A 14,466-nucleotide genomic window follows, 5' to 3' on the forward strand; every position below is an offset into this window, starting at 1 on the left:
GGGGAATACGGGCAAAACCCGCCGAGAAAGGAGGCGCGCGGTGAGCACCGCGCGCCGGTACGCATCCTGATTCGCGGGAATCAGAGATCCGGGTCGTCCAGACCGCCGTAGATGTCCGAATCCTTGTACAGGTCATGAACATGGCGCACCAGGACCATGATCACCGCCGCCACCGGCAGGGCCAGCAGGATGCCGGTGAAGCCGAACAGCTCGCCGCCCGCCAGGATCGCGAAGATCACCGCAACCGGGTGCAGACCGATGCGGTCACCCACCAGCAACGGGGTCAGCACCATGCCTTCCAGTGCCTGACCGACCATGAACACCGCGACGATGCCCAGCATCGGATACATGTCGCCGCCGAACTGGAAGAAACCCGCCAGAATCGCCGAGCCGATGCCGATCACGAAACCCATGTACGGCACGATGGCGGCCAGGCCGGCAATGACACCGATCAACAGCCCCAGCTCCAGCCCGACCAGCATCAGGCCGGCGGCGTAAATCACGCCCAGCGCGACCATCACCAGCAACTGGCCGCGAATGAACGCACCCAATACCTCATGGCACTCGTCCGCCAGCGCGACGATCTTCTTCTCGCGGTGACGGGGCAGCAGGCTGCGCACCTTCGCCATCATCACGTCCCAGTCACGCAACAGATAGAAGCAGACCACCGGGATCAGCACCAGGTTGGTCAGCCAGCCGATCAGCGCCAGGGTCGAGGTCGTGGCCTGGGACAAGACGATGCCGACGATGTCGCCGGTCTGGCCCATGTGCTCCGAGATCGCCGCCTTGACCTTGTCGAACTTCCAGAAGCCGTCTGCCAGCCCCAACTTGGCCTGCGCCCACGGCATGGCGGTGTGTTGCAGCCAGTCGAGGATTTGCGGTGCCAGTTCGTACAGGCGGTAAAGCTGCTTGGCCAGCATTGGCACCAGCACCAGCAGCAGGCCCATGAAAATCAGGGTGAACAACAGGAACACGGTCACCACACTCATGGTGCGGGACAGCTTCAGTTTTTCCAGCCGGTCTGCCAGCGGATCGCCCATGTACGCCAGCAGCAGCGCCACGAGGAACGGCGTCAGAATCGAGTGCAGCAGCCAGACGAACAAACAGACCAGGACAACCCCGCCCAGCCAGAACCAACGACGCGTATCAGTCATTACTGCCTCTTTCCCCAGGATGATGTGCTTCGAGCAACGTCGTTATGAACCTGTTCACCAACGGAAGTGCAATGCGCTGTCCGAAACAGCAGGCGGCTGCGGTGCTACCGGCGTGCCGTCCGCAGCAACGGGCGCGGCGTTGACCGGCGCGCTGGCGATTTCACCGGCCGGCACTTCCTGCAGTTTCGCCAGCGCCAGTTGGGAACGCAATTGATCGGGGCTGCCGCTGACGTCGAACGCGATGCGATCACCGTCGGCTGATTTCAGGCGGCCGCCGAACGGTTCGAGCAGGCGCAACAGCTGCGCGTAACGCTCAAGATTCATGCCCTGCACATCCAGCACCATGCCCGTCGAGGCGCCGGGCTTGACCACGAAGCGTGGCGCCAGACGCTGGCTCACTGCCAACAGTACCGCGTCGGCCAGTTCCGCCGAGCTCGCGCCGCTGGCACTGCCCTGCTCCATCTTGTCCCCCAGCCACAGGTGCCATTTGCCCTGCCACTGGCCGCCGTTTTCCTGCGCGTGAACCGCCAGAATCGCGTCCGAACCGTAACGCTCGGAAGCCTCCTTGAGCGGGCCGACGTTGTTGCCGTCGAGGGTCTTGGCGTTGCCGATGCCCTGCTCGCCAAGGTCTGCCAGCGGCAGACGTAACGGCAGACCGCGATGCTGAGCGGCGCGGCGAAGAGGCTCGGCAGAGGCTTGGCCGTCGCCGACCAGGTTGGCGCCGTCAGTGGCGTCGTTCAGCCACCAGGCCATGATCACCGGACGGTTGGTGCCCCACAACGACAGCCCCGCCTGACGCATCACGCGTTCGGTGCTCGCCGGGTCGAAATCAACCTGCAGGGTTTCGGGCGGGCCGGCGTCGTAGCCGTACTGGCTGATGATTTGCTGAGGGTCCTTGCGCACCTCGGCAAGGCCGCCGTTCTGCACGGCCTTTGGGTCGCCGGTCAGGCGGATGACCAGGGTTTCCAGCGCGGCCTGGGTGGCGCGGGTTTTTTCGTCCGGGGTCTGGCCGCTGACGGGCTCGCGCACCTGATAGAGATTGTTCACCGTCTCGGCGAACGCCGGCAGACTCATCAATGAGAGGCAACCCACGAACAGGCAGTTTTTTAGGCGCATGAAGGAAGGTGGACGCATGAAGGATTCCCGCTGGGTAAAAAGGCAACGCTATAAATAGCTGCATGAACATGAGTGACCCGACTCTGACCGCAGACGCGCCCGAATCGCTCACTCAGGCGCCAACGTTACACCGGATCCCGCCAGCGACGAACGGGTGCGGCGGGATAAACCGGGTTATTTTTTCTTCACGACAGTCCTGCCCGTCGGCCCAAGGATGGCCGCTTGCGCCCAACCCTGATAAAATCGCGCGCCTTCGCAGACCGGCGATGACAAGGCCCCGCGTCGTTGCCACTCGGTCGTTACCCCGAATCCCCCCCTAAAGGCCTGGATCATGAGCAAGCAACCCTCCCTGAGCTACAAAGACGCCGGTGTTGACATCGACGCCGGTGAAGCGCTGGTCGAACGCATCAAGAGCGTCGCCAAGCGCACCAAGCGCCCGGAAGTGATGGGCGGCCTCGGGGGCTTCGGCGCTCTGTGCGAAATCCCGGCCGGCTACAAGCAGCCTGTTCTGGTCAGTGGCACCGACGGTGTCGGCACCAAGCTGCGTCTGGCACTGAACCTGAACAAACACGACACCATCGGCATCGACCTGGTCGCCATGTGCGTCAACGATCTGGTGGTCTGCGGCGCCGAGCCGCTGTTCTTCCTCGACTACTACGCCACCGGCAAACTGAACGTCGACACCGCGGCTCAAGTGGTCACCGGCATCGGCGCGGGCTGCGAGCTGGCGGGCTGCTCCTTGGTCGGCGGCGAAACCGCTGAAATGCCCGGCATGTACGAAGGCGAAGACTACGACCTGGCCGGCTTCTGCGTCGGCGTCGTGGAGAAAGCCGATATCATCGACGGCTCCAAGGTTGCCGCCGGTGACGCGCTGATCGCCCTGCCGTCTTCCGGTCCGCACTCCAATGGCTACTCGCTGATCCGCAAGATCATCGAAGTGGCAGGTGCCGATATCGAAAACATCCAGCTCGACGGCAAGCCGCTGACCGAACTGCTGATGGCACCGACCCGCATTTACGTCAAGCAGCTGCTCAAGCTGATCAAAGACACCGGCGCGGTAAAAGCCATGGCCCACATCACCGGCGGCGGCCTGCTGGACAACATTCCGCGCGTGCTGCCTGAAGGCTCCCAGGCCATCGTCGACGTGGCGAGCTGGACCCGTCCGGCGGTGTTCGACTGGCTGCAGGAAAAAGGCAACGTGGATGAGCACGAGATGCACCGCGTGCTGAACTGCGGCGTCGGCATGGTCATCTGCGTCGCCCAGGAACATGTTGAAGTCTCGCTCAACGCCCTGCGTGAAGCCGGCGAGCAGCCTTGGGTGATCGGCCAGATCGGCACGGCTGCCGAAGGCGCTGCGCAAGTCGAGCTGAAGAACGTCAAGGCTCATTAATGCCTGACATGCCCCAACCCTGTGATGTGGTGGTGCTGCTGTCCGGCACTGGCGGTAACCTGCAGGCGATGATTGACAGCTTTCAGGACAGCGCGAGCCCTGCCCGCATCCGCGCGGTGATCTCCAACCGCGCCGATGCGTTCGGGCTCGAGCGGGCCGCCCGCGCAGGGATCGACACCTTGGTGCTCGATCACACCGGCTACGAAGGTCGCGAGGCCTTCGATGGGGCGCTGATCGAGGCCATTGATTCGTTTCAGCCGTCGCTGGTGGTGCTCGCCGGCTTCATGCGCATTCTCACGCCCGGGTTCGTCCGCCACTATCACGGGCGCCTGCTGAATATCCACCCTTCCCTGCTTCCGCTGTATAAAGGCCTGCACACCCATCAACGGGTGCTCGACGCCGGCGATGCCGAGCATGGCTGCAGCGTGCACTTTGTCACGGAGGAACTCGATGGGGGGCCTCTGGTCGTACAGGCAGTTGTTTCTGTAGAGTTGCACGACACGCCCGCCACGCTGGCACAGAGGGTTCACGCCCAGGAACACCTGATTTATCCCCTGGCCATTCGCTGGTTCGCCGAAGGACGTTTGACCCTCGACGAACATGGCGCCTCACTGGACGGCCAGCCCTTAGGGCCCAGCGGCCACTTGATCCGACCTTAGGAGATATTATGCGTCGCGCTTTGCTCTTCGCTTTCGCCCTTTTCGCACTTCCCGCAGTCAACGCGGCAGACCTTCAACCTTTCTCCGCCAGCTACACCGCTGACTGGAAACAGCTGCCCATGAGCGGTGGCAGCGCCAGCCGCAGCCTCGAGAAGAACGCCAACGGCACCTGGACCCTGAGTTTCAAGGCGTCGATGATGATCGCCAGCCTGACCGAAGTCAGTACCCTCAAGGTCGACAAGGATCAACTGCTGCCACAGACCTACCACTTCGAACGTGGCGGACTGGGCAAGAGCAAGACGGTCGATCTGGTGTTCGACTGGCCCACCAAATTCATCACCGGTTCGGACCGTGGCAACGCGGTGAAAATCCCGCTGAATGCCGGCATCCTCGACAAGTCCACCTACCAGCTCGCGCTGCAGCATGACGTGGCGGCGGGCAAAAAGAGCATGTCGTATCAGGTCGTCGACGGTGACGAAATCGACACCTATGACTTCCGCGTGCTGGGCACTGAAAAGGTCGACACCAAAGTCGGCTCGGTTGACGCCATCAAGGTCGAGCGCGTGCGTGATCCAACGCAGAACAAGCGCATCACCGTGATGTGGTTCGCCAAGGACTACGACTACCTGTTGGTTCGCCTGCAACAGGTCGAGACCGATGGCAAGGAATACAACATCATGCTGCAGGACGGCACGGTGAACGGTAAGTCGGTCAAAGGCAGCTGATGCACGCCTGACATCGAGCGTCATACGAAAAACCCCGCCTTCATGGCGGGGTTTTTTTTGGCGTCGGAAAGTGAGTCAGGCCTACATGAAAGATTCTTCATGGCCTTCAACCGGGTGTGACAAAACGCCACACACCCTTCGAATACAAGCATTTAGCGCACTGTTACGAATTCGGTAAATAACTGTTGCCAGATGTGCACATTTACTTAGCCGGCTATCAAAAACTATAAAGAAGGCCTGCGACGTCCTGCCGCAGATATCCAAGAGTCAGGAGTTTGCACTATGACCGTAACTGTTACTGAACGCGACGACGCCCATATCTCCCACGAGGCCATTGCCGATGGCATCCAGATCTGGGATGTACGCCAACAAGACCAGCTGGTAGGGATGTTTCATCACGAATCGGACGCACAGCGTTACGCAGCAGAGCTTGCCGAGCAAGAAGCCAAGCTACAGGCCAGTCACTCGTAATTTCGGAATCGCAGCAAAACAAAACCCGCCTGTTGGCGGGTTTTGTTGTTTTAGCGGAGTGCGCGACAGACGCTTACCACATTAGATCGTCCGGGATCTTATAGGCGGCGTACGGATCGTCGCCTTCCGGCTCCTCGGTCGGGGCGCTGAGCATGACGATGCGGCGCGGGTCGCGCTCCTGCACCTTGAGGGCGGCTTCGCGGGGGATCACCTCGTAGGTGCCGCCGTGGTGCACGATGGCCAGCGCGCCGCTGCTCAGCTTGCTGCGCATCAGGGCGTTGACCGACAGGCGCTTGACCTTCTTGTCGTCGACGAAGTTGTAGTAATCCTCGGTGGTCAGCTTCGGCAGGCGCGTGGCTTCGATCAACTGCTTGACCTGGGCGGCACGGGCTTTCTGCTCGATCTTTTCCTGCTGCTGACGATTCAACTCCTGATCCCGTTTGGCTTTCTCGGCCATCGCCTCCTGAGCCGCGCGCTGGCTGGTGTCGTCCGCCACTGCCTGGCCCTTGTGCACCAGACGCTGTTCCTTCTGCTTGCTCTTGCTGGCCTGCTTCGCCTGTTTTTCATTGACCAGGCCGGCTTTCAGCAACTGGTCACGAAGGGAAATACCCGCCATCTGTCTTCTCTCTCTAAATAGTCAACTCAACCGCAGTTGGGCGTGATCTTTTCCTGACGCTTGGCTTCGCCCCAGAGCGCATCCATCTCTTCGAGGCTGCAATCTTCGATGGGGCGCCGGGTGTCGCGCAAGGCCTGTTCGATAAATCTGAAGCGCCGCTCGAATTTGGCGTTGGCGGCGCGCAGGGCATTTTCCGGATCGACCTTGAGGTGCCGGGCCAGATTGACGGCGGCAAACAGCAGATCGCCGACTTCTTCGGTGATGGCCGCGCTGTCGTTGTCGGCCATGGCTTCGAGGACCTCGTCGAGTTCCTCGCGCACGTTATCGACCACCGGCAATGCGTCCGGCCAATCGAACCCGACCTGGGCGGCGCGCTTCTGCAACTTCGCTGCCCGCGACAATGCCGGAAGTACACCCGGCACGTCGTCGAGCAGGGAAAGCTGCTCCGGGGCACTGGCCTTTTCGGCACGCTCCTCGGCCTTGATCTGTTCCCAGCGATGCTTGACCTGCTCTTCGCTGAGGCGCGGTGTTTCCAGCGGCGCGTACAGATCACCGGTCGGGAACACATGGGGATGGCGGCGAATCAGTTTGCGGGTGATGCCATCGACCACGCCGTCGAACTCGAAGCGCCCTTCTTCCCGCGCCAGCTGGCAGTAATAGACCACTTGAAACAGCAGATCGCCGAGCTCACCGCGCAGGTCATCGAAGTCGCCACGCTCGATGGCGTCGGCCACTTCGTAGGCTTCTTCAAGGGTGTGCGGCACGATGCTCGCGTAATTCTGCTTCACGTCCCACGGGCAACCGAATTGCGGATCGCGCAAGCGGGCCATGAGCGTGAGCAGGTCTTGGAGGCTATACATGGGGGTCTCTCTTCGTTCGCAGCGGTAAGCGACAAGCGACAAGCCACAAGCTTCAAGTTATCCGCGTACGGCTTGAAGCTGATCGTTCCCACGCTCTGCGTGGGAATGCCCGCCTGGACGCTCTGCGTCCCACGAGTGACGCGGAGCGTCACGGACTGCGTTCCCACGCAGAGCGTGGGAACGATCAACCGCCGTAAAATCACGGCGTTCTATTACGCCGCGTTTCGATGATGTTCGGCAGTTGCGAGATGCGCCCCAGCAGCCGGCCCAGCGCGTCCAGGCCCGGGATCTCGATGGTCAGCGACATCAGCGCGGTGTTGTCTTCCTTGTTCGAGCGGGTGTTGACCGCCAGCACGTTGATGCGCTCGTTGAGCAGGATCTGCGAGACGTCGCGCAGCAGCCCGGACCGGTCGTAGGCGCGGATGATGATGTCCACCGGGTAGGTGAGCACCGGCACCGGGCCCCAGCTGACCTGGATGATCCGCTCGGGTTCGCGCCCGCCCAGTTGCAGCACCGAGGCACAGTCCTGACGGTGAATGCTCACGCCGCGGCCCTGGGTGATGTAACCGACGATCGCATCGCCCGGCAGCGGCTGGCAGCAGCCGGCCATCTGCGTCATCAGGTTGCCGACGCCCTGTATCTGAATATCCCCGCGCTTGCCCGGCTTGTAACCCGTGGCCTTGCGGGGAATCAGCTCCAGTTGCTCGTTGCCGCGTTCCGGCTCGACCAGTTGCTGGGCCAGATTGACCAACTGAGCAATGCGCAGGTCGCCAGCACCGAGGGCCGCGAACATGTCTTCGGCCATCTTCATGTTGGCCTTCTCGGCCAGCTTGTCGAAGTCCACCTGAGGCAGTGCCAGACGCGCCAGTTCACGCTCCAGCAATACCTTGCCGGCGGCGACGTTCTGGTCGCGGGCCTGCAGCTTGAACCAGTGCACGATCTTCGCCCGCGCCCGGGACGTGGTGATGTAACCCAGGTTCGAGTTCAGCCAGTCGCGGCTCGGCGTACCGTGCTTGCTGGTGATGATCTCCACCTGCTCGCCGGTCTGCAGGCTGTAGTTGAGCGGGACGATGCGGCCGTTGATCTTGGCGCCACGGCAGTTGTGGCCGATCTCGGTGTGCACGCGATAGGCAAAGTCCAGCGGCGTCGCACCCTTGGGCAGGTCGATGGCGTGACCGTCCGGGGTGAACACGTAGACGCGGTCGGGCTCGATGTCGACCCGCAGCTGTTCCGCCAGCCCGCCGATGTCGCCCAGCTCTTCATGCCACTCGAGCACCTGACGCAGCCAGGAGATTTTCTCTTCGTAGTGATTGGAGCCGGACTTGACGTCGGTGCCCTTGTACTTCCAGTGCGCGCAGACGCCCAGTTCGGCCTCTTCGTGCATGGCGTGGGTGCGGATCTGCACTTCCAGCACCTTGCCTTCAGGGCCGATCACCGCCGTGTGCAGCGAGCGATAGCCGTTTTCCTTGGGGTTGGCGATGTAGTCGTCGAATTCCTTGGGAATGTGCCGCCACAGGGTGTGGACGATGCCGAGGGCGGTGTAGCAATCACGCATCTCCGGCACCAGCACGCGAACGGCGCGAACGTCGTAGATCTGGCTGAATTCCAGGCCTTTGCGCTGCATCTTTCGCCAGATCGAGTAGATGTGCTTGGCCCGGCCGCTGATGTCCGCCTTGACGCCGGTGGCCAGCAATTCGTTCGACAGCTGCGACATCACGTCAGTGATGAAGCGCTCGCGATCGAGCCGACGCTCGTGCAGCAGCTTGGCGATCTGCTTGTACTGCTCGGGCTCCAGGTAGCGGAAGGACAGGTCCTCCAGCTCCCACTTGATATGACCGATGCCCAGGCGGTGGGCCAGCGGCGCGTAGATGTCGAAGACTTCCCGGGCCACGCGATTGCGCTTTTCATCGTCGGTGTTCTTCACCGCGCGGATGGCGCAGGTGCGTTCAGCCAGCTTGATCAGCGCGACGCGCACGTCATCGACCATGGCCACCAGCATCTTGCGCAGGTTTTCGACCTGGGCCTGAGTGCCGAGCACCAGGGACTGGCGCGGGCTGAGACTGGCGCTGATCGCCGCCATGCGCAGCACGCCGTCGATGAGCTTGGCGACGGTGGGGCCGAAGCGCTGGTTGACGTCGGGCAGCGAGATTTTGCCTTCGCGCACGCCGCGATAAATCACGGCGGCGACGAGTGAATCCTGATCGAGCTTGAGGTCCGCCAGGATTTCAGCGATTTCCAGGCCCGTCTGAAAACTCGACGTGCCCTCCGCCCAGAGGTTCTTGGCGGCGTTGTCCTGTTGCTCGGCGTGCCGGGCAAATTCACAGGCCTCTTTGAGGGCCTGTCGGTCCACCGCGAGGTCGACGCTGACCACGTGATCCAGCCACGCGTCGAGGTTGATACTGCCGTCTGTGTTGATCGGCTGGTGGGGTCTCACCTGTACCATGTTGCTTACCTTCCCTACGGCGCGATGAAATGCGCCTTCAGTCGCCGGCCTTCTTGAGCGCGTGCGCCTTGCGGGCCATGCAAGGTCGCGTACGCGCGGGCCAGTCGGATTAAACGAGACTCCGTGTAAGGCATCGGCGTTTCCTGGGCCGCCGCCTCACTTGCTCGCTTCAAATAACGCCATCGCCTCGACATGCGCTGTCTGCGGGAACATATCGAGGATTCCGGCACGTTTTAAACGGTAGCCCTGCTTGATCAATTCAACGGTGTCGCGGGCCAGCGTAGCCGGGTTGCACGACACATAAAGGACGCGCCGAGCGCCCAGTGACTTGAGCTTGCCCACTGCTTCGAACGCACCGTCACGCGGCGGATCGAGCAGCACTGCGGCGAAACCTTCCGCCACCCAGGCCGCCTTGTCCAGTGGCTGCGACAGATCGGCCTGATAAAACTTCACGTTGTTCAAACCGTTGCTGGCAGCATTGGCCGTCGCCCGCTGAACCATGGCGTCGACGCCCTCCACGGCCACCACGTCGCGCGTCATTTGCGCCAGCGGTAGAGCGAAGTTACCAAGCCCGCAGAACAAGTCCAGCACTCGTTCGTCCTTGCCGGGCGCGAGCCAGTCCAGGGCCTGTTCGATCATCGCGGTATTGACCTGAGCGTTGACCTGCACGAAGTCGCCGGGGCGATAGGCCAGGGACAGATTCCACGGTTCCAGGCGGTAGCCCAGTTGCGCGGAAGGGTCGACCGGGTGTGGCTCGCCTTCGCCGTGCAACCACAGCTGCGCGTCATGGGTTTCGCAAAATGCTTTGAGAATTGCCAGATCGCTTTCAAGCAACGGCGCAGTGTGGCGCAGCAGCACGGCGTTGGCCGACCCGCTGAACAGCTCGACATGCCCCAGCGCCTGAGGTTTGCTCAGGCTGCGAAGCATGGGCGTCAGCGACGTCATGATCGGTTGCAAGGCCTGTACCAGCACCGGGCATTGTTCGATGGCGATGATGTCCTGACTCGCCGCGGCGCGGAATCCGACGTCCAGGCGTTTGGCGCGGACGTCCCAGCGCACGGCGACGCGGGCGCGACGACGGTAGGCATATTCCTCGCCGGTCAGCGGCGCGGCCCATTGCTCCGGCTCGACCCCGGCGATGCGGCTCAATTGCTCCGCGAGCATGCTCTGTTTCAGGGCGAGCTGTTCGGCGTGGGGCATGTGCTGGGTGCTGCAACCGCCGCAACGGCCGAAATGCGGACACGCTGCCGGGCGCCGTATCGGGCTGGCCTGGAACACCCGCTCAGTGCGGGCTTCGACGACTTTGCCGTGGGCATTGAGCACGCGGGCCTCGACCTCTTCGCCAGCCAGACTGCCCATGACAAACCAGGTGCGGCCTTCAACGAAACCGATGCCGCGACCGTCGTTGGCCAGCCGCTCGATGGTCAGGCGTTGTTTTTTACCGGTAGGAACCTGCGTGGCCCGGGTGCCGCCGCTGGGCTGGAAACGCAGGCCTGCATCACGCTTGGCCATCAGTTGGGCGCATCGTAGACGCCGGTCGACAGGTAACGGTCGCCGCGGTCACAAATAATCGCGACCATCACCGCGTTTTCAACTTCCTGGGACAGCCGGAGCATCCCGGCCACCGAGCCGCCCGACGAAACGCCACAGAAAATGCCTTCTTCCCGCGCCAGACGACGCATGACGTCCTCGGCTTCGGCCTGGCCCATGTCCATGATCCGGTCGACACGGTCGGCCTGATAAATGCTCGGCAGGTATTCGGTCGGCCAGCGGCGAATGCCCGGAATAGACGCGCCGTCCATAGGCTGGAGGCCGACGATCTGGATGTTCGGGTTCTGTTCCTTGAGGAAACGCGAGGTGCCCATGATGGTGCCGGTGGTGCCCATGGAGCTGACGAAATGGGTAACGGTGCCGCCGGTCTGCTGCCAGATTTCCGGGCCGGTGCCGACGTAATGCGCCTGCGGGTTGTCGCCATTGGCGAACTGGTCGAGTACCTTGCCGCGACCTTCCGCCTGCATGCGCTCGGCCAGATCACGGGCGCCTTCCATGCCCTCTTCCTTGCTGACCAGAATCAGCTCGGCGCCATAGGCTGTCATGGCGGCCTTACGCTCGGCACTGGAGTTGTCGGGCATGATCAGAATCATGCGATAGCCCTTGATCGCCGCGGCCATGGCCAGGGCGATGCCGGTGTTGCCGGAGGTGGCTTCGATCAGGGTATCGCCGGGGTGGATCTGCCCGCGCAATTCGGCACGGGTAATCATCGACAGCGCCGGGCGGTCCTTCACGGAACCGGCTGGGTTATTGCCTTCGAGCTTGAGCAGCAACGTGTTGCTGGTGTTCCCGGCCATGCGTTGCAGACGCACCAGCGGGGTGTTGCCGACGCAATCGGCGATGGTTGGATACTGCAGGGTCATGGCGTTTTCGCGATCCAGACGTGCGGGGGTCGCCTATCATACCGGCAATCGTTGCCAGCCCATATCACGCAAAGTGAGGGGGTTATCGCTGAATGGAATAAGGCAGAGGATTTCTGCACAGGCGAACCGGAGATATCCGGGATAACACGCCATCGCCCTGCCGCTGAAAAACCTGTGGGACCGCGTTATTCGCCCAATACAGCGGCGCCTGGACCTCGAGGCGCTTCCTAAAAAGGTCGCGTCCCTCGGGCCGGCAAACGCATGATCATTCTCAAGCCCTGCCCCGTGTTTTCGGCCCACAAGTCCCCGCCCTGCAGGCGCAGCGAATTGCGCGCGATGCTCAGCCCCAGCCCGAAACCACCGTCACCAGGGCGAGCGCCGTCCAGGCGGATGAACGGCGCAAAAATACGCTCGAGATCGCCCTCGTCGATCCCGCCGCCCTGATCTTCCAGCCACAACAGCCAGTCATCCCCATCGCGGCGACCGTCGAGGCGCACGATGCCCTCGGGCGGAGAATGGCGGATGGCGTTGCGCAGAATGTTTTCCAGCGCCTGAGCCAGGGTGTTGAGATGGCCACTGACCCAGCATTCGCTGTTCAAATCGCAGCGCAACTGACGGGACGGCCAGCAGGTTTCGAAACAGGCGTCGTCCACCAGCATCTCCCACAGCGCCACCACCTGAATGTCTTCGCCGGGGAGCTTTTCGCGCTCGGTGTCGAGCCAGGCCAGTTGCAGGGTGTCGTCGACCAGGCGGCGCATGCCGTCCACTTCCCGGCTAAGGCGCTCGCGCAATTCGGGCAAGGTTTGCTCGCTGTCGCAGGCCACGCGCAGGCGACTGAGGGGCGTGCGCAGTTCGTGGGAGAGGTCACGCAACAACTGCTGTTGAACCTGCACCGTCGAGTGCAGGCGCGCGGCCATGTGATCAAAGGCGCGGTTCAGCTCGCCCAGCTCGTCGCGTCGCTCGGTCATTTGCGGCGACAGTCGGCTCGACAATCGGTCGGCGCGCCACGCGTTGGCCTGTTCGCGCAGTTGGTTCAGCGGACGAATCAGCAGGCGATACAGCCCAACGCACAGCAGCAAGGTAAACAGCGCGGGAATCAGCACATTGGTCAGGATTTGCCCGACCCACGCGTAACGGCCCGGCTTGAAGCGCTCGGGCAGTTCGATCACCAGACTCCCCGCTTCCGGGTTGCCGGGAAACGCGATCTTCAGCCAGGGCACGGTCTTCTGCCGCGTGCTCATCGGCCAGTCGATGCCGCGCATGAACGTCAGCCGTTGCGACTGCTCGCGGGTCAGCGGCGTGCTGCCAAGAGACTGCAAGTCGCTGCCGATCACCCCGACCCAGCCGGTTTCCTGCAGACGGACCTGTTTCAGCCATTCGTCGATGCCGCGCTGGCCGCCGCTGTTCCACGCCCTTTCGGCCTGCGCCGCATAGTCGTTCAGTACCTGATGGGCTTCGGCATTCAGATAGGCGTTGCGGGTCTCGATGTAGCGGCCCCAATACCAGCTGAGCCAGATCATCAGCAGGCAGAAGCCGACCAGCAGAACCGCGAGTTTCCAGAACAGCGAATGCCGGCCAGGCATCCGTTTGCGCGGCTCAACCATTCGACACCTCAGGCATCCTGCACCGCCGCCGTCAGCACGTAGCCTTTGCCCCAGACCGTGCGCAGCTGCCGCGCCTGATAGCCGACAGCCTTGAGCTTGCGGCGAATCTGGCTGATGTGCATGTCCAGGCTGCGGTCGTGCTGGGAATAGCCGCGCTGCAGGACGTGCTGATAGAGGAAGGCCTTGCTGAGGACGTCTTCCTGATTGCGCCAAAGGGTATCGAGCAGGCGGTACTCGCTGCCGGTCAATTGCGCGGGGTTACCGGCGAAGAACACATCGCAGCGCCCGTCGTCGAAGGTCAGGCCGTCTTCTTCAGGCTTCTCCACGCCGGCATCGGGCTCGTTGGCGGTCAGGGCATGGAAACGTCGTTCCAGCTCGACCCGGCGCAGGATCGCTTCGATGCGCACGCGCAACTCATCGACGCTGAAGGGTTTGGGCAGGTAATCGTCGGCGCCGTTCTGGAAGCCGGTGATGCGGTCGGCCTCGGCGCCGAGGGCGGACATGAGGATGATCGGCACGGTGTGGCGGCGGCGCAAATGGGTGAGGATGTCGAGGCCGTTCATGCCCGGCAGCAGGATGTCCATCAGCACCACATCAAAGGGTTCGCGTTGCGCGCAGGCCAGTCCTTCGGCGCCGTTCTGGCACCAGGTCACCTGAAACCCGCAGCGATCCAGCTGGTCGTGGACAAATGCGCCGAGCACGACATCGTCCTCGATGGCGAGTATATGGGGGCGTTGAATGCTGGCGGGAGTCATTGGCGTCTGCGAGTGATTCTCAAGACGCGGATTATTCAAGATTGCGCGCGACGGGGCAATGCTGGCCTGCCGGCGATGCGTTCTTTAGTAGGACCGGCTTCAGCCGGGAAGAGGCCAGTTTGGGCGCCATCAAATCTGCGGTGTGATGACTGCCGCTTTCCCGGCCAAAGGCAGTCCTACAAGGGAAGTGTCCACTTCCATCAGGTGTGCGCGCGCCAGTCCCACTGTGTGCATGAAGCGCAAATGACTACACTGCGCA

The 14,466-nt window shown here is 62.6% G+C and carries 13 protein-coding genes; 4 read left to right on the forward strand and 9 right to left on the reverse strand.

Going from position 1 to position 14,466, the window contains the following annotated elements; genetic code table 11:
• Window positions 1-80: 80 nt before the first annotated feature.
• Both ABEH28_RS17015 and ABEH28_RS17020 read right to left on the reverse strand, forming a co-directional pair.
• The gene (locus tag ABEH28_RS17015; RefSeq protein ID WP_192172858.1) at window positions 81-1,154 is read right to left on the reverse strand and encodes an AI-2E family transporter; all 1,074 of its coding nucleotides are present in this window, start codon (window positions 1,152-1,154) and stop codon (window positions 81-83) included.
• A 54-nt stretch (window positions 1,155-1,208) separates the two neighbouring features.
• Window positions 1,209-2,270, reverse strand: coding sequence for a DUF2066 domain-containing protein (locus tag ABEH28_RS17020; protein WP_192172953.1), 1,062 nt, complete (start codon window positions 2,268-2,270; stop codon window positions 1,209-1,211).
• Between the two features lie 331 nt (window positions 2,271-2,601).
• Here ABEH28_RS17020 and purM point away from each other — a divergent pair, with 331 nt between their 5' ends.
• From purM to ABEH28_RS17040, 4 genes are all read left to right on the forward strand, one after another.
• Window positions 2,602-3,660: a phosphoribosylformylglycinamidine cyclo-ligase gene (gene purM, locus ABEH28_RS17025; RefSeq protein WP_346626497.1), complete on the forward strand. Its 1,059-nt coding sequence runs from the start codon at window positions 2,602-2,604 to the stop codon at window positions 3,658-3,660.
• A gap of 8 nt (window positions 3,661-3,668) precedes the next feature.
• On the forward strand, window positions 3,669-4,319 hold the full coding sequence (gene purN, locus ABEH28_RS17030; RefSeq protein WP_346626728.1) for a phosphoribosylglycinamide formyltransferase: 651 nt from the start codon (window positions 3,669-3,671) through the stop codon (window positions 4,317-4,319).
• A gap of 8 nt (window positions 4,320-4,327) precedes the next feature.
• The gene (locus ABEH28_RS17035; RefSeq protein WP_192172860.1) at window positions 4,328-5,044 is read left to right on the forward strand and encodes a DUF3108 domain-containing protein; all 717 of its coding nucleotides are present in this window, start codon (window positions 4,328-4,330) and stop codon (window positions 5,042-5,044) included.
• 282 nt (window positions 5,045-5,326) lie between these two features.
• Window positions 5,327-5,515 (forward strand): hypothetical protein, encoded by a 189-nt coding sequence (locus ABEH28_RS17040; RefSeq protein ID WP_282371765.1) that lies wholly within the window; start codon window positions 5,327-5,329, stop codon window positions 5,513-5,515.
• A gap of 73 nt (window positions 5,516-5,588) precedes the next feature.
• Here ABEH28_RS17040 and ABEH28_RS17045 read toward each other — a convergent pair whose 3' ends face one another.
• The 7 genes from ABEH28_RS17045 to ABEH28_RS17075 all read right to left on the reverse strand — a co-directional run bounded on the left by ABEH28_RS17045 (window position 5,589) and on the right by ABEH28_RS17075 (window position 14,207).
• Window positions 5,589-6,131 carry a DUF2058 domain-containing protein gene (locus ABEH28_RS17045; protein ID WP_074890960.1) on the reverse strand — a complete coding sequence of 181 codons (543 nt, stop codon included), beginning with the start codon at window positions 6,129-6,131 and terminating at the stop codon, window positions 5,589-5,591.
• Between the two features lie 26 nt (window positions 6,132-6,157).
• On the reverse strand, window positions 6,158-6,991 hold the full coding sequence (mazG, locus tag ABEH28_RS17050; protein ID WP_192172861.1) for a nucleoside triphosphate pyrophosphohydrolase: 834 nt from the start codon (window positions 6,989-6,991) through the stop codon (window positions 6,158-6,160).
• A 199-nt stretch (window positions 6,992-7,190) separates the two neighbouring features.
• Complete coding sequence (gene relA, locus ABEH28_RS17055) at window positions 7,191-9,434, reverse strand: GTP diphosphokinase (protein ID WP_192172862.1); 2,244 nt, start codon at window positions 9,432-9,434, stop codon at window positions 7,191-7,193.
• 156 nt (window positions 9,435-9,590) lie between these two features.
• Window positions 9,591-10,946: a 23S rRNA (uracil(1939)-C(5))-methyltransferase RlmD gene (gene rlmD / locus ABEH28_RS17060; protein ID WP_346630623.1), complete on the reverse strand. Its 1,356-nt coding sequence runs from the start codon at window positions 10,944-10,946 to the stop codon at window positions 9,591-9,593.
• Complete coding sequence (gene cysM, locus ABEH28_RS17065) at window positions 10,946-11,848, reverse strand: cysteine synthase CysM (protein WP_192172864.1); 903 nt, start codon at window positions 11,846-11,848, stop codon at window positions 10,946-10,948. The genes rlmD and cysM overlap by 1 nt, the downstream gene beginning before the upstream one ends.
• 227 nt (window positions 11,849-12,075) lie before the next feature.
• Complete coding sequence (locus ABEH28_RS17070) at window positions 12,076-13,452, reverse strand: sensor histidine kinase (protein ID WP_346630624.1); 1,377 nt, start codon at window positions 13,450-13,452, stop codon at window positions 12,076-12,078.
• An 8-nt stretch (window positions 13,453-13,460) separates the two neighbouring features.
• Entirely contained in the window at window positions 13,461-14,207 is a 747-nt protein-coding gene (locus ABEH28_RS17075; protein WP_346630625.1) for a response regulator transcription factor, read from the reverse strand.
• Window positions 14,208-14,466 lie beyond the last annotated feature (259 nt).

The organism is Pseudomonas sp. Ps21-P2 (assembly GCF_039672565.1).
Taxonomy (GTDB): Bacteria; Pseudomonadota; Gammaproteobacteria; order Pseudomonadales; family Pseudomonadaceae; genus Aquipseudomonas.

What these genes read in the sequence shown, in the direction of transcription:
- ABEH28_RS17015 (WP_192172858.1), bottom strand. Translation starts at nt 1,154, where the DNA reads ATGACTGATACGCGTCGTTGGTTCTGGCTGGGCGGGGTTGTCCTGGTC.
- ABEH28_RS17020 (WP_192172953.1), bottom strand. Translation starts at nt 2,270, where the DNA reads ATGCGCCTAAAAAACTGCCTGTTCGTGGGTTGCCTCTCATTGATGAGT.
- purM (WP_346626497.1), top strand. Translation starts at nt 2,602, where the DNA reads ATGAGCAAGCAACCCTCCCTGAGCTACAAAGACGCCGGTGTTGACATC.
- purN (WP_346626728.1), top strand. Translation starts at nt 3,669, where the DNA reads ATGCCCCAACCCTGTGATGTGGTGGTGCTGCTGTCCGGCACTGGCGGT.
- ABEH28_RS17035 (WP_192172860.1), top strand. Translation starts at nt 4,328, where the DNA reads ATGCGTCGCGCTTTGCTCTTCGCTTTCGCCCTTTTCGCACTTCCCGCA.
- ABEH28_RS17040 (WP_282371765.1), top strand. Translation starts at nt 5,327, where the DNA reads ATGACCGTAACTGTTACTGAACGCGACGACGCCCATATCTCCCACGAG.
- ABEH28_RS17045 (WP_074890960.1), bottom strand. Translation starts at nt 6,131, where the DNA reads ATGGCGGGTATTTCCCTTCGTGACCAGTTGCTGAAAGCCGGCCTGGTC.
- mazG (WP_192172861.1), bottom strand. Translation starts at nt 6,991, where the DNA reads ATGTATAGCCTCCAAGACCTGCTCACGCTCATGGCCCGCTTGCGCGAT.
- relA (WP_192172862.1), bottom strand. Translation starts at nt 9,434, where the DNA reads ATGGTACAGGTGAGACCCCACCAGCCGATCAACACAGACGGCAGTATC.
- rlmD (WP_346630623.1), bottom strand. Translation starts at nt 10,946, where the DNA reads ATGGCCAAGCGTGATGCAGGCCTGCGTTTCCAGCCCAGCGGCGGCACC.
- cysM (WP_192172864.1), bottom strand. Translation starts at nt 11,848, where the DNA reads ATGACCCTGCAGTATCCAACCATCGCCGATTGCGTCGGCAACACCCCG.
- ABEH28_RS17070 (WP_346630624.1), bottom strand. Translation starts at nt 13,452, where the DNA reads ATGGTTGAGCCGCGCAAACGGATGCCTGGCCGGCATTCGCTGTTCTGG.
- ABEH28_RS17075 (WP_346630625.1), bottom strand. Translation starts at nt 14,207, where the DNA reads ATGACTCCCGCCAGCATTCAACGCCCCCATATACTCGCCATCGAGGAC.